The following is a 16,239-nucleotide window of genomic DNA, read 5'->3' as shown; positions in this document are numbered from 1 at the left end:
AGATGCCGCGCAAAAGACGCGGAGCAGCTTGTGTGCGCAGGATGGCAATAATTAATCGGGAGGTCTTGGATAACAGCGTATCTTTGGACAGTTTTAAGAAGGCGGCGTGCTCGTCAGCCGCCTTACCAATCCATTTTTTATGAAATTCGAAGATTACCACATTGCCCCTGAGATCAAAAGAAGCCTGGACGCGGCCGGATTAAAAAAGCCGACTGACATTCAGTTCAAAGCTATTCCTGCGATCATGAAGGGTGAAGATGTGCTGGCTATTGCACAAACGGGCACGGGAAAGACCGCCGCTTTTGCCATTCCGGTCATTGATAAGTTGCACAAACAAAAGGTTTCCAGCCGCGCAGAGGACATTAAATGTGTAGTAATGGTCCCCACCAGGGAGCTGGCGATTCAGATCACGGAGGTTTTTACCAAACTCGCGCAGTATACCAGGGTAAAAGCATTCAGTGTTTTTGGCGGCGTAGAACAAGGTCCTCAGATTGCGCAGTTGGAAAAGGGCATTGACGTGCTCGTTTCCACGCCGGGCAGAATGTTCGACCTGGTAAGTCAGGGTTATATTAAGCTCGACCGTATTGAAATCCTGATCCTGGACGAGGCTGATCACATGCTGGATCTCGGTTTTATCAAAGACATTCAGGACCTGATCAAATTCCTTCCCAAAAGCAGACAAACCCTGTTCTTTTCTGCCACGATTAATGAAAAGATAAAGAAACTGGCTTATTCGCTCGTAAAAAACGCCATACGCATTCAAATTTCACCCAATGACCGGGTTGCTAAAAATATCACGCATTCCGTGGCGTTTGTGGCCATGGACGACAAACGGTTCTTTTTAGAGCGGGTCATTAAAGAAAATCCAGATAGCAAGATCCTCGTTTTTGTGCGCACCAAAGTTCGCGCCGAAAGGGTTTTCAATGCTTTGGAAAGAATGGAAATACAAAGCCTGACCATTCACGGAGATAAAGAACAAGCCGACCGACTTACTGCTCTCAATGAATTCAAAAAAGGCAATGTAAAAGTCCTGATCGCCACCGACGTCAGCGCAAGGGGAATTGATATTGCCAATGTGGATTATGTGGTAAATTACGATCTTCCCGAACAAGCTGAAAATTACGTCCACCGCGTGGGGCGGACAGGACGCGGAACGCAAAAAGGACGCGCTGTGTCCTTTTGCAGTCCGGACGAAAAACCCATGCTCGAAGAAATCCAAACGTACCTGGACAAACCCATCGACGTTCTGAACATCAGCACAACCGACTACTCGCAAACGATTGATTTCACTGCCGACACCACCGACGACCTCAAATCGTTAATGAAGGAAGTGGAAGATTACGAAACTGCCAAACGGAAAAAGAAGAAAAAATAAGTGCCTTCAGCATAAAAAAGGCTTGCAACGTTGCACTGCCCCCAAAAAGTTAGACACTTCTTGGGGGCTTTTTTATGGGCAAAAACAGAAAACACAGTGTAGCTTTCAGGCTAAAGGTCGTTAAAGCCTATCTAGCCGGTGATGGTATCAATGAATTATCCAGACGCTTTAAGATTGCTAAATCCAGTGTGCAAAAATGGATTGGACATTATAAGCAAGGCGGGGGTTCAAGCCTTTTGCCGCAATACGGGCACAATTACACAAAAGAATTTAAGCAACAAGTCGTGCATGCTTATCAGAACCAGGGCTTATCTTTGAATGAGTGCTGCTTCAAATTTAAAATACCCAGCATGAGTACTTTACATGTCTGGATCAGGCAGTATGAGCAGTTTGGTATAGATGGTTTTATCACGGCCCGTGGCAGGCCCAGGTCTATGAAAAACAAACCCAAGATCATTAAAACATACGGTCCATTGACCCGATTGGAGGAGCTCGAAAACGAGAACCTGCGCCTGAGGGCAGAGAATGACTTGCTAAAAAAGCTGGATGCCTTAATCCGCGAGAAGGAAGCTGCGCAAAAGAAAAAGCGTTGACAATCCATGGGTTAAGGCAGAAATACCCGCTTGAATTGCTTTTGGACCTCTTTGAAATACCCAGAAGTAATTTCTACTACCATATTAAAAATAGCGCTGCCGACAGCAAGTATAAAGACGCGCGAAGGCAGATCAGGCAAGTTTATGATCGGCATAAGGGAAGGTTCGGCTACCGTCGCATTACAATGACTATCCGTAAGATGGGCAGCAACATCAACCATAAAACGGTCTTAAAGCTGATGAAGGCCATGGACCTTAAATCGCTGGTCCGCGCCAAAAAGTACCGCTCTTACAAAGGTCAGACAGGCAAGGTAGCGCCCAACATCCTCAACAGGGATTTTAAATCTATAAAGCCATCACAGAAATGGGCAACGGATGTCTCTGAGTTCAGGGTGAAAGACAAAAAACTTTTTCTATCTCCTATTATTGATCTCTTTAATGGAGAAATCATCAGTTATAGCCTATCTGAATCGGCTAATTTCAAACAAGTCACACAAATGCTCAAAACCGCATTTAAAAAGATAAATAAGCCAGAAAGCCTGGTGCTACATTCGGATCAGGGATGGCAATACCAAATGAGTGAATATCAAAAAATGCTCAAATCAAAAGGCATTACCCAAAGTATGTCCAGAAAAGGCAATTGCCTGGACAACGCTATTATTGAAAACTTTTTTGGAACAATTAAATCGGAATTGTTCTACCTGAACAAATATCAAAGCATTGATGAGCTCAAAAAAGACATCAAAGATTACATTCACTATTACAACAAAGATAGGATCAGGCTTAATTTAAATGGAATGAGCCCGGCTCAATACCGGGCTCATCACACTAATCGTTAAATCTTAACTCGTCCAACTTTTGGGGTTCAGTCCACGTTCGCTGCAAGCCTTTTTTATTGGTATGTTGAAATCTTATTCTTCGAATTTGTCGGCCACGATTTGTCCGCGAATTTCACCAAAAATATTTTCCTTGGTAGGAATGTTCACGTAAAGCATTCCAAGGATCAACATGGTTTGTTGTTCCACGTTCAATTTTTGCGTTCCCTGAACCTGGTTACCACTTGCAGCGTAAGTGAACAACAGCGGGCCTGCTTCCCAAGCTGGGTTCGCGCTGTGAATATTCACAGACGTGGGCGTAACATTTTGATAATTAATGTTGTATTTCAATTCCATGGTATTTTTGTTGTATTCAAAAACACCTGTGCCTTGACCAGCAGAAGTAGCTTTCGGAACAGTAGCACTACTATTTATTACTGCGGAGAACTTCACAATGTCATCTTTGTGAGGACCTTCCTCTTTGCAAGATGACACAAAACCTAACATTACAACTCCTGCGATCAATAGTAAAAAACGTTTCATTGGCTTTTTCATACATCATTAATTTAAAAAAATTTAACCGTTAAATATATAAACTTATCTCGTAACAAAAATGATACCCGGACCGCCCTCTAAATATTCCACAGGTCACTTTTGCGTATGTACACAATCTGATTGTTCCAGATAACCCGGTTCCAATGGTCCACAGAGCCGACGATCGTCAGCTTATGCCCCTTCCCCACCCGATCAATCACCGCCGCCGCCGACGACGGTTCGTCTCTAAGAAAGGTGTTTTCATTCACAATAATGCATGTCCGGTATAGGGACGGAACATTCAGAATACCCAGTAATACAAGCAGATATACTACAATTGATACTTTATGGATCTGCAAGATCGGCTCCCCTCTCCGAACTTTTGTCACCATAATGACGACAATGTACGTCCCCAAAGTTAGAAGCAATATTGGAATGTAATCACCATATCTTCTATAAAAAATTATAAAATAGTTGTAATCGTCGAATTCATAGCCGGTTAGATTTTGTTCAGCAGCCAATTTGTCCATTTTTTCAAAAAGTCGGCGGGAAGGGTTTGTGAGGGCAACTTTGCTGAGATAAAAGAGGCAATCCGTATAGTTATTGGTCTTCTCGGCCAAGAAAGCCAGTTTCAATAACAGGCTTTGGTTATTTTTTTCATCCTCGCTAAAATTTTTTTTGTAAAGCACCAGCGATTCAGGGTACCGTGCCATAGCGAACAGAGAATCAGCCATTTTTAACTCTTTTTTATTGGCAGATAAAGCCGTTCCGGCAGGCAGGAAGGTTCCCAAAAAAATCCAAAATAACAGGTATTTCTTACTCAGGGCTTGCATTATACTTTTTAGAATTCTACTTTTGCATCGCAATTACGGAAACGCCTCGTGCAAATCCAATTTATAAAAAAGTTGCAAAGCGATTCCGTAGCTCAGCTGGTAGAGCAATACACTTTTAATGTATGGGTCCTGGGTTCGAATCCCAGCGGGATCACAGAAGGCACACGAAAGTGTGCCTTTCTTGTTTAAAATGCATTGATAATCAGCACATTTTGCAAAAAGGTAGGTCAGTCTGAATCATAATGATCCAATCCATTCGGTCACCTATTCGGTCACCTGTTGGATTCGGTAAATTAGGTGACCGAATCAGATGTTTGATTGAGGCGGTTTTGATTTAAGGTTCTCCACGGACACAATTACCAACCTTAAAATGTGCGAGCATGAAGTTCAAACAAAATCTGTCATTGCTTTTCTGGCTATATCGGGGCAAGGCCTCCAAGGACGGAAAAGCACCCATCTATGTCAGGATTACCATCGACGGAACCGACACTGACATTTCCCTTGGCAAAAAAATCCATCCCGACTTCTGGAACAGCGATGCCAAACAGGTGACCGCCACTACGGCGGAGGCCAAATGATCAACCTGAAAATCGTCCAGGCGCAGGCCGAGATCGAAAAGCACTTTCTGGTGCTACAATCCCAATTCGACCACATCACTCCTGTGATGGTGAAAAATGCCTATCTGGGCTTGCCGTTGTTGCATTCCAAATCAAAGCCTGAAAAGGCTGCAAGGCCAAGCCAAACGCTTCTGGATGCCTTCGATGAATTCATTGCACTTTTCGAAAAGAAGGCCAAGAAAGGAATCCGGTCGGAAGGCACACTCCGGCACTGGCGATCCACTAAGCGGAAGGTAGAAGCATTCATTCGGTTCCGTTATCAGCGGAAGGATATCGAAATGACCGAAATCGACCAGTGTTTCGCCGAAGAGTTTTACGACTACCTGACCCTTCACTTGGATGAGCCACTTTCGGAGGTCACTGCCAAAAAGCTGGTCAAATGGACAAGGCAAATCGTCAAAATAGGTGTAAAGAAGAAAGTTATCACAGCCAATCCACTGGAAGGGTTTGTTTGCTCGGGTGGCAATAAAGAAGTAATGCCTTTGGAGCTATTTGAAGTGGAGGCCATTCACAAAAAACAGATCGACATCGACCGGATTGGTGAAGTGCGTGACGCCTTCATTTTCCAATGCTTTACTGGCTTCGCTTATCAAGACATGTATAACCTTTCGCCTGAAAACATTGTGAAGGTTGGCCGTTCAGGTGAGAAGTGGCTGATTAAAGACCGTGGCAAGACCGAAGTTACGGAAATGGTGCCGATCCTTCCGGTCGTACAGGAACTGATCGATAAATACAAAAATCATCCTTATTGCAAGGTCAATAACCGCCTGATCCCTGTCAACAGCAATTTTCGGTACAATGTCTACCTGAAAGAGCTTGCGGTGATCTGCGGGATCAAAAGACCACTCAACACGCACCTTGCTCGACATACGTTTGCGGACATGATGCTCAACAATGGCGTGCCGCTGGAAGACGTTGGTAAAATGCTTGGGCATCGTAACATCCGCACGACTCAACGCTACGCCAGAGTTAGGAAACAGCGAATCAGCGACCATATGGCGTTGGTAAGGCAGAAGCTATTTACAAATTCGGGGAAGCTTAGGCCCATAGTGGCCTAACGATAAAGCCGCTGGTAAAGACGCCAGCGGCTTTATTTTTTTTTAAAATTGCATGTTTTCTTTTAAGATTGCTACGCTCTTTATCAAACAGTTATTTCGATTATTAATACGAGTTCACTGAAAACCCGCGAATATTAATGTTGGTCGATTTACTGTTTTATTTCCAGTATTTCTGCTTCCTTACAGCGCATAGCACATTGTCTTGTGTACTGATCTCATCGAGCGGCTGCCTAAAAATCATATTTTCCCCAACATTTCCTTTGCTTCTTTATTGTCAGCATTAAATACTAGTACTTTTTTTAGATATAGTTTTGCATTTTCAAAATCTTTCAAGGCATAATACCCCTTGGCGAGTATCAGATAGATCCGCTCGTAACTCCAATGAATCTCGTCAATAGTTTCAGTGCGTAGACTAGCGTAATGAAGCAGGAAATCGATACCATCCTTAATTTTGTAATTGTTGTCGATGGCGTATTTTCCAGCACGAAAATAAGCATCGATATTTCGCGCTCCCGACTCTCCTTTAACTTCGGCTAGTTTGAGTCCTTTTAGCAAGTAAATCCAGCCTTCTTTGGGCTCCTTTTCAAATATTTTTGTAGCTATATTCAGATAACAATCCCCCAATACAAAAATCTGCCAGTCTGCCTTGTCGGTAGACGTTTCGATTGATTTGATTGCTCGCTCGTAATATTCCATCGCTTTCCCTTTAAGGCCTGAAGAAGCCAGATGGTCGCCGAGATTGCGGATATCCGAAGCTCTTGCTTTTTCGGAACCGAAGTATTCCGCAATTTTTAAAAGTGCGGTTGTGTCCTTGTCCCGAAGTGCCATCTGCGCAGACGGACCATACCAGCGATTTCCTTTTTCTGCTAGAATACCATACGTTTTTTCAATGTACTTCTGATTTTCTGTGAAATTCGTCCAAGCATCATTGGACACGCCTGCCCTCATGCCAGGATTGTACCGGAGATAAATATGTTCCAGAGCTGGTTGAATGGCAAGCGTCAGAATGTTGGTGTGATCGCCTCCTGGAATACTGTCGTATTTGAAAAAGAAGTGATTACTGTCAAGCACGCTTACCTTCTTTTCTATCTCCCTTACATATGTGTGGCGTCTTTGCAAATCATGTTCGCCGACAGCTGCGTAATAAAAAGTGTTCCGATGGTCGTAAAATCCAACCAGTTTCTTATCAATTACAAAAGGCGACGGTTCACTATAATCTGCCCCTGTTTTCTCCGCGGCAAGCAGAATATATCCGTTAAAAATATCTGGCTCATTTTGAAAGAGGTAGTTGGCGTAACTGGCACCATAGGAATGCCCAAGATAGGTTTTGAAAAAGGAGGTATGGTATTTTTCCTTAACGTTCGGAATGATCTCGTTTCTTAAACAAGACGTTAAGTTTTTTCCTGTATTGGTCAAAAGTCCAGTTTCATAAATTAGCCCGATCCTGTCCATGTCGGCCAGAATGGTCACGACGATCGTATTGGGTATAAAATAGTTGGCTGTTTTAAAATAACGCAATTGTGATGCAATGTAAGGGCCATCGACCATACCATATTTGAAGGAATACAATACGGGGCAACTCTGACTTTTGTCCCAGTTCTCGGGGACTGTTACATGATAGCGGACTGTATCGTTCAAAAATTTTGAGTATACTTTTTCCTGGATATCACGCTGCGCTATGCAAGATATTGGAAAGGCCAATGCAAGCAGAAAAACGGAAAACTTCATTTTGAGCACATCACTGTTTAATGTCTGAAAATCTACTGCGAAAAGTTGGAAATCTACTGATACCGATAAAGAGGTTCACATACAACCGCACGAAAATTACGGTTTTAACCGAGCGGTCGCCGCTAGTAGCTTATTTAGGCGATAGTTTGAGTTTTTTGTAATCTTGGGAGGCCTTTGACAAGAATTACTCCGCCTGCGACAAAATAAGGATGTAGTTGATTTTTCCCTCGCTACCAAAGGCAGAAATCGAACGGTATCCGTGATATTGTTCCCAGCGTTTGGTGCCACTCTTGCTGTCAAATGTCGGAGTTGCAACTGGTAGGTCTAAAAGCCCTAATATTACCTCATCATTGAAATCGTAGTTCTGAAGATGATTTAGTGTTATGCGATCAGACTTTCCATTGATGAATATAACTTCCACACTGTCTGATTTATAGCTCATTTTTGGACAGTCTACACACCCTGCTCGCGCATCTTTCCAGATACCCATTTTTGTTCCCGCGCCATAGATCTTTGAAACCTCCTTTTCTTTCTTGCCAGATAGTTCAGACAATTTATACGCAGCCTTGATATTGTTGGTAGCAGTATCCTGCTGTTTCTCACCAGAACACGCGGTAAGTATACCGAAGGAAAGACCTATTTGTAATACTCTAAGTGGTATTGTCATTGAATATATGTGGGAAAAATTGTACGATACTCAAACTAATTACGTCCCCAACCTAAGAACTCTCGTGGAAGCTAATTTTTGAAGCACATAGGATGTAAAAGTGCTCGAGCGCAACATTGCCAGCGTCGCTAGTCAAGAGCTGATGTCGAAATTACAAAATCCACGTACGGACACAAAGCAATATTCATTGATAATCCGGCAAAATGGCCTAGCAAAATTGCGATGATCATAATTGATTGAAAATCAACAGCGATCACTGTCAGACAAAACCTGCGAAAAACTAACACGGACTCTATCCTCTTTTATTCCAAATCCATTGCCATGCCAGGCGCTTCCAATCCCGAATGACTTTTCCGCTCGGAGAGCGCCAATACCGCATTGAATAATGTCGATGGAATTCACGCGCCGCTTCTTTAGTCCTCTGACATTGAAGGAAATAAATCTCCACATATTCCGGCCGGGGAGGGACATCACATCCTCGACCGGATGTTTGGTATGCGGTCTTCATGCCTTGCCGATCAAGGTTGGTACTTTAGCTTTTTGGATCATCGCCTCAATGTCGTCCCTGTCGTAGTAGATTACTCCACCCAGTCTCACAAATGCGAGCTGGCGATTAGCTTTGAGGGCTAACAACTTGCCCGGTGAAATGTTTAGGAGCTTTCTAACCTCAGACGATTTTAGCCATTTCTTCACGGTGTCTGGCGAAGATCCCCTCGTCCTCGCAATTGCTGCCAAAAGCTCGTCCCGAACATTTTTCAAGTCTGCAAGCGTAACCAACTGATCTAGCGACAGGCCGGCTTTGGCCTCATCCGTTCCCCTCATCCTTTCCATCACGTTTTCTGTTTTAGTATTGCCAAGAAAACAAAGCTAAAATTCGCAATGTGGAAATCCTAGACCCTTTCGATTTTCAAATAGGTGAAACTGATGTGGAGCAGATATTCAGCTGTTTACCTATGTTTGCAGCCAAAGAAGCGTTTTGTGCTAACTCACTATGTTTTTACCCTAACTTCAAATTTATGGAAACCATCCTGCTGCACTCTTTAACAGTCGAAGAGTTTATGGACCGCGTCCGCGCAATTGTCAGAGAGGAATTGAAAAGCGTGTTGCAACAAGATCAATTGCTTACCAAAGAAGGTGCATTGAAGCTAACCGGAGCCAGCAACGCAGCCTTCCTGAAAGCAGTAAACGCGGGCATCGTAAAACCACAACTGGTCAAAGGAAGAACAAAGGCGATGTACCTCGAATCGGAGGTGCTCAAAATTGTAGTCAGTAGGAAGAGAAAGCCGTCATAATTCATAAGCATTAGGGTCTTCCGGTGGGGTAAATTTCTTCTCTTTTCCACTCAACTTCGAAAGAGCATCGCAGGCCATATTGTATTGGTCGCACCAGCGCCTGCATTTGGATTTTATCTCCTTTTCGGCAAACCCTGAAAATGGATAGCGGAATTTCATCATTGCATGACCACCGTAGACATCTATATATTTTGAAAGATTTTCTTTGGTAAACTGTTCACGCAGCTTGCTTAGTTCGGCTTCAACAATTTCAACTGCTGGATGAAAGTCTTCGGTCGTAATGTCTTTTAGGGAATCAGGTAACTGAAATGGAGGCTTCTTTTTTTTTTGCTTTTTGTTTGCGGCAGCGACCGCGGAGACTTTTTCCTCGAATTTTGCCTCACTCTCTTTAAGCTCCATGTATCGAGCCAAGTCGACATTTCGGGATTTCAATTCCTGGGATAAACGAATAATGCTGGATTTCCGGTAATAGTATGATTTCCCCTTCTTGAAAAAATCATTAAATCCGAATGTTTCCCGGATGAACCTTCCCCCATTGTAGACACCTTTGAAATATCTGCTCAGATCCCCATCATCGATCCATTCACCTCTTTTGATGGAAAGCTTCTTTAATTCCAGGGCAACTTTATCCAGTGAGGCTTCAGAGAATTGCTCTTCTGGCGGAAGTGCTGGTGTACCTGCGATTCTGACAATAGCTTGCCTGATTTCCGACAACTCTTTGAGTATCTGCTCTTGGGGTTTCATTTGGATATGTGCGAAAAATGTAGCCTGAACGCGTTTGTTACTTGGTTGCAATCAACTATGCAACACACCTTAGCGATCAAAGTCGTGTAATTCGACAACAGCTACTTTGTAGGATCATAAACAAGGCAGGACGGGCTTCGCAACAATCCACCAAGACGAAACAGAATCACCGCCCTACCAAAGCCCCAAGATACTTTCTTTCAGTCGTCAAGGCAACGCTGATCTATTTTTTCGAAGATCAAATGCTGTTTCCGCTAAGCTGCATATGAGCTTGTATAGTGTAAGTGAGTCAATCCAAACTCCCCACTCCTGGGCGGACTGACTGCTTAGGGAATAAAGACAGATTCTATTCAGTTCCTGTTTCCACTTCTTTAAGCTCCTATATTCGAAGAATTCTTTCAAGCATTGAATAATGACCGCAGGCGGTTCAATTTCGCATTCCGGTTCACCGTTGCTACTGGCGATGCATTCCATCGCAGTTTTTGACTTATCCAGCCATTTCGCTTCTTCACTGATAAGGATCGAATAGGCCGCATTGATGATGGATTCAACCTTTTCCAAAAAGTAAAGAACATCCGCGGGGCAGCCTTTGTCATAGTACTTTTCCTGGCAACACACCTGAAGGATATCGTATAATCTCGCCTTGAAGCTCGGCAGGTCATATGCATCGAAGAAGGAATCGAGAATCACGTACGGGTCATCGAATCCGTCACGATGCCAGATCGAAAGGCGTTTAAGCCGCTTATGAAGCTTTCTATGGGGGTTATCACCTTTTGGCGGCTTTTCTCCCGGCTTGATATCCATGGACGATTCACCGGTTTCATACTGTTCTGATTCACCCCGTTTTGCTTTTGAGAGAGGTCCGCGATTATCCACAATAGAAGATGCTTCCAGGTATACCACTAGATTTTCAAAAAAGCTGATTTGCTCACCGGGACTAGCATCGGCATCTTGATTCTCAGTTGATATTGAGGCTGAAAGCATTTGCCACAGAAAAAACCTGCAATCAGCAATGGTATAATGTTTCCAGAATCCCGGAAGCAGTTTTTCCGGGCACTCGGTCTCTTGACTCGACATCCAGGCCGGTTTCAGATCATTGGCGTCATCCGAAATAAATCTCATCGTCATCCGTGTTTGAGTAAAACAAATGCTGAAAATCAGGACTAATGCGCTTCTAAAAAATTCCAAAACTTGGTTTCTTAGCCTCAAAACAGCTATTTTAGGCTTTTGATCGGAATTAGAGAAACCTTATCTTTTGAAAAATGAACACTTCGCCAGAAATGACTAAACACATTCACCACGGCCGGAACATCCGCCGTTTTAGGGAAATGCTGGGTATTAAGCAGGAAGGATTGGCCTTTCAGCTTGGCGAGGAATGGTCGCAAAAAAGGGTCTCGCTACTGGAACAGAAGGAAATCGTCGAACAGGATATCCTAGATCAGGTTGCCAAAATACTCAAAGTCCCGGCAGACGCAATTAGGAATTTTAGCGAAGAAGCTGCAATAAACATTATCGCCAGCACCTTGAATGACAATGCAGGATCGATAAATAACAACTGCACCATCAACTTTAATCCTATCGAAAAGTGGGTCGAAGCTCTGGATGAAAACAAAAAGTTGTATGAGCGTTTATTGAAATCTGAGCAGGAAAAGGTATTCTTGCTACAGCAAATTCTTGAAAGCAAGACTTAATTTTAACAAGATTATTCGTTTCACACTCCGAAGACTTTTCCTACTACACTTCTACACAACTGAGAAGCGCCTGCAAGAAAATATCCATCTAACTTCAAAGCACGATGACTTTGGTCGATGAACGGGCCAAGACTTCCAATTCAACTCATTCATCAGCTTCGCATCTACGCTCGCTTAGAATCCCCATGATGGAAATTTGAAAGAATAAGTCAGTATTTGTACTAGGTTGAGCCAATTAATAGACCTCAATCCACCCAGTGTGGCTTGTAAATCCCAGCTCATAAATCCCCAGCTTTCCTAAAGAGGTATGTCCCCTCACGATGTCATCCGATATCATCTCCGACATCTCTTCATAAATTATGCTTGTGGCTATTCCTTCTCCCGTCAACTCCTCCCCTCGCTTCAAAAGGTAACTTCATCGCGTCATACTTAATGAGGTGGATAGGAAAGTAATAAGGAGATTTGACGGAAAATAGGCTTACTATTCAAGATAGCTTTCCAGATAAAGTTCGCTCAATGGCGCCATAAAATAAGCAAATGTCTTTTTGCGGGCTCGTCTTTTGGCCTATACTTGACAGCTGTTGCCGTAATAACCTCTTAGCCCCTCACTTGAAACTATGAATGTTGCAGAATATCTAGCGGCACATGAGCGAAATACAAATTCATATAAGGACTTTGTGGATGAGGTAATTTTCACAATCAAGGAGGAATGTGAAGCAAAAGGCCTCAAAATAGCAGATATAAAAGGCAGAGTTAAGACAAGACAAAGCCTCGCCGATAAGATAGAACGGCACCGTATCGAAAACCCCGAACAGCATGTTTTTGACTATGCTGGGGTCAGAATTGTGTGCCTTTTTGAAGAAGAAAAAAGAGTGTTTTCAAATTTACTTAACGAACTTTTCGATGTCAGCTGGCAAAGTGATAAAAAAGAAAGCTTAGGAGTAGCCCACATGGGCTATCAAAGTATTCATACCTGTGTGGCATTTGGAGATAGCTATTCGGGGACGAGATATCGTAAATTCAAAGGTTATGTTTGTGAAGTTCAAGTAACGACTGTTTTGTTAGAAGCCTGGGCCCTTATCAATCATACTATCGTGTACAAAAATGAAAATTCGGTTCCGATTTCCCTACAGAGAGAATTAAACAATGTTTCATCTCTGTTGGAGGTTGCTCAGAATATATTTGATGAAGCATTTAAGAAAAGAACCGCGTATTTGGTCAAACTGGGAACTCTGTCTAACAATAGTCTACTAATTCAACTAATAGACTATGATTCACTCACCGTCTATTCGGAAAATAAATACCCAGAATTAAAAATATCTGAATTCTGGCAAAATAGCCTGATAGTTGATTTAAATAAAAATAAATACAAGAATTTGAGTGATATAGACAATGTCGTGAATAAAGCCAAGGAGTTCATCGAATACTATATGGATAAACGTCCAGATCTATTCCAATTCAGTACCGACATTTTAACAAAATCCTTGGGCTATATAGATTTCGAATTTAGAAGCCGACACGATTTCGCGGAATCTACATTAAGAGCATTTGAACACTTCGAGAATCACCGTATAGGAAAAAGAATATAAATCGAAAATTTATATTCTTTTTCCTATGTATATAACTATCACAGAGCTGATTGATACATACCATTTTCGATGTTGCTATGTACTTCATATAGTAATTTTAGAGCTAGCCCTGTTTTTACAGTCGCTAATTATTGGAAATCATATCAATTACTCGCAACTTAATTCAGTTTTATATTTCGGCAAATAGTTAAACATAAAAAATTTAAATAATACTTGGATGTACTAACCTAATTCTCTAAAATGACTTATCTTACTTCTCAATCTTGGCTGGAATTTATTCAAAACATCGAGCAGGCGAAATTAGACCTAGGCAACCCAGCAAATTTATGGTATCGAGGCCAAGGTCATTCGGAGCACTATCTTTTACCCAGTTTACTCAGATATGAAAATGGCCTTGAAAAAGAAGAATTTCTTTTCAACCGATTCAAGAGATTTGCCGATAAAATATTTCTAAGTAAGGAGAGTGAATGGGAAACGTTGTTTGACATGCAACATTACGGAATACCGACCAGGCTGCTCGACTGGACCGAATCATTCGGAATAGCTTTATTTTTTGCTGCCTTTAACAAGAAAACTTCCTCATCCAGCGGAAGCGCTGCAATCTACTTACTTGATCCGATTGCCCTAAACCGACGGATTGGGCACAATAAAATTATCCAAATCCCTAGAGAGGAGCATTCGTTTCCATATTCAAGCGCCTATTGGAATCAAAATCACCGAGTCATAACAGCACCCGCTGCAATAGAACCTATTTTCAGAAATGATAGAATATCAGCCCAAGTTGGAATGTTTACGGTCCATCATAATAATATTGAGCCGATAGAGGCCAAGTTCCCGGAAGCTATAAAAAAGATCGTCCTAGAAGAAGACGCTTTGCCAGGTGCCCAAGAGTTTTTAAAACTTGCAAATATTAATGAGTACTCTATCTATCCAGACTTAGCCGGAATCGCAAACTTCCTGAAAAACTCAGCAGGTCTTACTTTCAGGAATAGCTAGAAATGTTCCACCAATAGCCGCGCACGGTCGCCGCGATTTTCTGTCTCGCACTGGAATGTAGGTTCAAATTATCTCAATTTTATACTAGTATGCGATTTCCCCTACTTTCAACCGCGATAGGATATCGAATGATTAAGGAATTTCCTAACATGAACTCGACAAGGCAGCGATATAATCGTTAGATTATTGTAAACCCCAATTTTGGCAGACTTCATATTTTTTCTTACAATCCCTCCGTAATTGTGAGAGGGATTGTAAGAAAAAAAATGATCGACATTCATGAATGACGATTGAATGGATGTGAGGTGGAAAATCTGACTGTAAATTTGGTCGCTAACTAGTTAATCCACGGTGAAACGGTCGCTTTTTGAGGTAAAAGCGTCGCAATAAAATAAAAACAGTCCAGAGAGCGTCACTAAGAAGCTTTTTTGCGCTCAAACAATCCCGAAGGAGCATTTATGACTAAATTTTCTTCTTCTTACCGAATTTGGAGCAATAGTGATGTTTTGAAGCTGAAGCGGACACCTCGGGTATAAAATTGTAGTCACACAGACTCGTAAAATTAGATGCTACCACCTGTCTATCCGTGGTCAGCCAGATGTACAAATGTATCACGCGGCTACCGCCACGCGCTTCATTTGAATCTGGCTCTGCGAGGCCGGTCTCACTCGGAACTCGTTCGACTAAGACTCCTAGGCGCTGAAAATTGTGGGTGGAACCAAGGCACATGGTATCTGCTGGTTTACATCTAGCAGCGTTGGGTTGTAAAAGTTCATAAAAGTTTACTTCAAGGTAAGCAACCGCGTGTGGCCTAAGTTAAAATCGCTATTTGTTTAGTATGCCCTTAGAGACAAAAAATACAGGATCCTTACGCAGAATAATGACACTCGGTGCTAAGGACGGCAGGACTATTTAGTCAGATACAATTTGTTGAGGACGAGGAAAAGCCGCTTTGGCTAGTTGATGAGTCCATCGGATTTTCAGAGCCACTCATGCAAAAGGTAAAGGCCCTCAATCGTCTTTTTATGACGGAACTATACGTGTCGAACTGTAAACGATCAATAGAGCAGCAGGATTCAGTTATGCCGATCGATAAGTTTATTGAGATTTGATACGCTTCGTCATAGGGCACTCCTACTATTTCTGTATGTTGCTCATCAACAAAACCGCAAAAAGATGAGAGAAACTATTTTGGAGTTCCCAGACCAGGATCTTACAGACGAACAGATCAGGGAATTGCTTTATGATTTGACAGGCGAAACATACCGAGTACTCCGTACGGACGAAATGTACTGGGGAGAGGGTGGAACAACAAAAAAGGGACAGTTCTACCACCTAATGCCAGTTCTAGGTGATAATGGCTTTTACGCCTGGTATTCATTATACCGGCAACATAATCAGCGATTTGAAAGCAAAGCAAATGCCGTTCTCCACTTTACCCATTATTGGACTGAATGGAGAGCTCGGATCAAAGCGAAACAATAGCAGATTAAGCGACCTCAGAGAGCGGCGGGCCATCGAGAGAAATGGCCTCCTGCTCTTCTTCAAACGTCCGGTCGTCATTAATCCACTCGCTGAAAGTTTCTTTAGAAATTTCACCCGACTGACGCGCCGCCACCATGCAGACAAACCGGTACCGGTAAAGTTTGGTGGGAAGAGTCACGGTTAAGTTCAACGGAAATGCCAACTTCGATACCCTGCCAATCG

The 16,239-nt window shown here is 42.6% G+C and carries 18 protein-coding genes and 1 tRNA gene; 11 read left to right on the top strand and 8 right to left on the bottom strand.

The window, feature by feature from the left end; translation table 11 throughout:
- Positions 1-139 precede the first annotated feature (139 nt).
- The 3 genes from MUK70_RS06550 to MUK70_RS06540 all read left to right on the top strand — a co-directional run bounded on the left by MUK70_RS06550 (position 140) and on the right by MUK70_RS06540 (position 2,807).
- A complete protein-coding gene (locus MUK70_RS06550; RefSeq protein WP_234656202.1) occupies positions 140-1,375 on the top strand; it encodes a DEAD/DEAH box helicase in 1,236 nt (411 codons plus the stop codon).
- A gap of 74 nt (positions 1,376-1,449) precedes the next feature.
- Positions 1,450-1,968 (top strand): helix-turn-helix domain-containing protein, encoded by a 519-nt coding sequence (locus MUK70_RS06545; RefSeq protein WP_234658927.1) that lies wholly within the window; start codon positions 1,450-1,452, stop codon positions 1,966-1,968.
- Positions 1,965-2,807: an IS3 family transposase gene (locus MUK70_RS06540; protein ID WP_244784531.1), complete on the top strand. Its 843-nt coding sequence runs from the start codon at positions 1,965-1,967 to the stop codon at positions 2,805-2,807. Before MUK70_RS06545 ends, MUK70_RS06540 begins: the two co-directional genes overlap by 4 nt.
- A gap of 72 nt (positions 2,808-2,879) precedes the next feature.
- On the opposite strand, the gene MUK70_RS06535 is transcribed toward MUK70_RS06540, so the two are convergent.
- Both MUK70_RS06535 and MUK70_RS06530 read right to left on the bottom strand, forming a co-directional pair.
- On the bottom strand, positions 2,880-3,338 hold the full coding sequence (locus MUK70_RS06535) for a CHRD domain-containing protein (protein WP_234604688.1): 459 nt from the start codon (positions 3,336-3,338) through the stop codon (positions 2,880-2,882).
- Between the two features lie 77 nt (positions 3,339-3,415).
- On the bottom strand, positions 3,416-4,051 hold the full coding sequence (locus MUK70_RS06530; protein ID WP_234658062.1) for an SH3 domain-containing protein: 636 nt from the start codon (positions 4,049-4,051) through the stop codon (positions 3,416-3,418).
- Between the two features lie 180 nt (positions 4,052-4,231).
- Here MUK70_RS06530 and MUK70_RS06525 point away from each other — a divergent pair.
- From MUK70_RS06525 to MUK70_RS06515, 3 genes are all read left to right on the top strand, one after another.
- Positions 4,232-4,304, top strand: a tRNA-Lys gene (locus MUK70_RS06525).
- Between the two features lie 226 nt (positions 4,305-4,530).
- Entirely contained in the window at positions 4,531-4,728 is a 198-nt protein-coding gene (locus MUK70_RS06520; RefSeq protein ID WP_234658063.1) for an Arm DNA-binding domain-containing protein, read from the top strand.
- Positions 4,725-5,825, top strand: a complete 1,101-nt coding sequence (locus tag MUK70_RS06515) for a site-specific integrase (protein WP_234658064.1) — start codon at positions 4,725-4,727, stop codon at positions 5,823-5,825. The genes MUK70_RS06520 and MUK70_RS06515 overlap by 4 nt, the downstream gene beginning before the upstream one ends.
- 237 nt (positions 5,826-6,062) lie before the next feature.
- Here MUK70_RS06515 and MUK70_RS06510 read toward each other — a convergent pair whose 3' ends face one another.
- The 3 genes from MUK70_RS06510 to MUK70_RS06500 form a co-directional block, all read right to left on the bottom strand.
- On the bottom strand, positions 6,063-7,553 hold the full coding sequence (locus MUK70_RS06510; RefSeq protein ID WP_234658065.1) for a hypothetical protein: 1,491 nt from the start codon (positions 7,551-7,553) through the stop codon (positions 6,063-6,065).
- A gap of 184 nt (positions 7,554-7,737) precedes the next feature.
- Entirely contained in the window at positions 7,738-8,220 is a 483-nt protein-coding gene (locus MUK70_RS06505) for a hypothetical protein (protein ID WP_234658066.1), read from the bottom strand.
- Positions 8,221-8,724: 504 nt separating this feature from the next.
- Positions 8,725-9,051 carry a helix-turn-helix domain-containing protein gene (locus MUK70_RS06500; RefSeq protein WP_234658067.1) on the bottom strand — a complete coding sequence of 109 codons (327 nt, stop codon included), beginning with the start codon at positions 9,049-9,051 and terminating at the stop codon, positions 8,725-8,727.
- Between the two features lie 185 nt (positions 9,052-9,236).
- Here MUK70_RS06500 and MUK70_RS06495 point away from each other — a divergent pair, with 185 nt between their 5' ends.
- Entirely contained in the window at positions 9,237-9,512 is a 276-nt protein-coding gene (locus MUK70_RS06495; RefSeq protein ID WP_234658068.1) for a hypothetical protein, read from the top strand.
- Here MUK70_RS06495 and MUK70_RS06490 read toward each other — a convergent pair.
- Positions 9,507-10,256, bottom strand: coding sequence for a hypothetical protein (locus MUK70_RS06490; RefSeq protein ID WP_234658069.1), 750 nt, complete (start codon positions 10,254-10,256; stop codon positions 9,507-9,509). The genes MUK70_RS06495 and MUK70_RS06490 overlap by 6 nt on opposite strands.
- A 207-nt stretch (positions 10,257-10,463) precedes the next feature.
- Positions 10,464-11,378, bottom strand: a complete 915-nt coding sequence (locus tag MUK70_RS06485; protein ID WP_234658070.1) for a hypothetical protein — start codon at positions 11,376-11,378, stop codon at positions 10,464-10,466.
- A 140-nt stretch (positions 11,379-11,518) separates the two neighbouring features.
- Here MUK70_RS06485 and MUK70_RS06480 point away from each other — a divergent pair, with 140 nt between their 5' ends.
- The 4 genes from MUK70_RS06480 to MUK70_RS06465 all read left to right on the top strand — a co-directional run bounded on the left by MUK70_RS06480 (position 11,519) and on the right by MUK70_RS06465 (position 16,017).
- Positions 11,519-11,947: a helix-turn-helix domain-containing protein gene (locus tag MUK70_RS06480; protein ID WP_234658071.1), complete on the top strand. Its 429-nt coding sequence runs from the start codon at positions 11,519-11,521 to the stop codon at positions 11,945-11,947.
- Between the two features lie 617 nt (positions 11,948-12,564).
- The gene (locus tag MUK70_RS06475) at positions 12,565-13,536 is read left to right on the top strand and encodes a GTP pyrophosphokinase (protein WP_234658073.1); all 972 of its coding nucleotides are present in this window, start codon (positions 12,565-12,567) and stop codon (positions 13,534-13,536) included.
- A 240-nt stretch (positions 13,537-13,776) separates the two neighbouring features.
- Positions 13,777-14,532 (top strand): FRG domain-containing protein, encoded by a 756-nt coding sequence (locus tag MUK70_RS06470; protein ID WP_234658075.1) that lies wholly within the window; start codon positions 13,777-13,779, stop codon positions 14,530-14,532.
- A gap of 1,176 nt (positions 14,533-15,708) precedes the next feature.
- A complete protein-coding gene (locus MUK70_RS06465) occupies positions 15,709-16,017 on the top strand; it encodes a hypothetical protein (RefSeq protein WP_234658076.1) in 309 nt (102 codons plus the stop codon).
- A gap of 4 nt (positions 16,018-16,021) precedes the next feature.
- Here the strand turns inward: MUK70_RS06465 and MUK70_RS06460 are convergent, their stop codons facing one another.
- Positions 16,022-16,195: a hypothetical protein gene (locus tag MUK70_RS06460; RefSeq protein ID WP_244784732.1), complete on the bottom strand. Its 174-nt coding sequence runs from the start codon at positions 16,193-16,195 to the stop codon at positions 16,022-16,024.
- Positions 16,196-16,239: the final 44 nt, after the last annotated feature.

Origin of the sequence: Dyadobacter chenwenxiniae, assembly GCF_022869785.1 — a bacterium.
Lineage (GTDB): Bacteria > Bacteroidota > Bacteroidia > Cytophagales > Spirosomataceae > Dyadobacter > Dyadobacter chenwenxiniae.
The sequence above is the reverse complement of the archived record's forward strand: the minus strand, read 5'-3'. Positions and strand labels throughout refer to the sequence as shown.

Bases quoted from the DNA above. Each gene is read 5' to 3' on its own strand.
- MUK70_RS06550 (WP_234656202.1), top strand. From the start codon at position 140: ATGAAATTCGAAGATTACCACATTGCCCCTGAGATCAAAAGAAGCCTG.
- MUK70_RS06545 (WP_234658927.1), top strand. From the start codon at position 1,450: ATGGGCAAAAACAGAAAACACAGTGTAGCTTTCAGGCTAAAGGTCGTT.
- MUK70_RS06535 (WP_234604688.1), bottom strand. From the start codon at position 3,338: ATGAAAAAGCCAATGAAACGTTTTTTACTATTGATCGCAGGAGTTGTA.
- MUK70_RS06530 (WP_234658062.1), bottom strand. From the start codon at position 4,051: ATGGCTGATTCTCTGTTCGCTATGGCACGGTACCCTGAATCGCTGGTG.
- MUK70_RS06520 (WP_234658063.1), top strand. From the start codon at position 4,531: ATGAAGTTCAAACAAAATCTGTCATTGCTTTTCTGGCTATATCGGGGC.
- MUK70_RS06515 (WP_234658064.1), top strand. From the start codon at position 4,725: ATGATCAACCTGAAAATCGTCCAGGCGCAGGCCGAGATCGAAAAGCAC.
- MUK70_RS06510 (WP_234658065.1), bottom strand. From the start codon at position 7,553: ATGAAGTTTTCCGTTTTTCTGCTTGCATTGGCCTTTCCAATATCTTGC.
- MUK70_RS06505 (WP_234658066.1), bottom strand. From the start codon at position 8,220: ATGACAATACCACTTAGAGTATTACAAATAGGTCTTTCCTTCGGTATA.
- MUK70_RS06500 (WP_234658067.1), bottom strand. From the start codon at position 9,051: ATGGAAAGGATGAGGGGAACGGATGAGGCCAAAGCCGGCCTGTCGCTA.
- MUK70_RS06495 (WP_234658068.1), top strand. From the start codon at position 9,237: ATGGAAACCATCCTGCTGCACTCTTTAACAGTCGAAGAGTTTATGGAC.
- MUK70_RS06490 (WP_234658069.1), bottom strand. From the start codon at position 10,256: ATGAAACCCCAAGAGCAGATACTCAAAGAGTTGTCGGAAATCAGGCAA.
- MUK70_RS06485 (WP_234658070.1), bottom strand. From the start codon at position 11,378: ATGAGATTTATTTCGGATGACGCCAATGATCTGAAACCGGCCTGGATG.
- MUK70_RS06480 (WP_234658071.1), top strand. From the start codon at position 11,519: ATGAACACTTCGCCAGAAATGACTAAACACATTCACCACGGCCGGAAC.
- MUK70_RS06475 (WP_234658073.1), top strand. From the start codon at position 12,565: ATGAATGTTGCAGAATATCTAGCGGCACATGAGCGAAATACAAATTCA.
- MUK70_RS06470 (WP_234658075.1), top strand. From the start codon at position 13,777: ATGACTTATCTTACTTCTCAATCTTGGCTGGAATTTATTCAAAACATC.
- MUK70_RS06465 (WP_234658076.1), top strand. From the start codon at position 15,709: ATGAGAGAAACTATTTTGGAGTTCCCAGACCAGGATCTTACAGACGAA.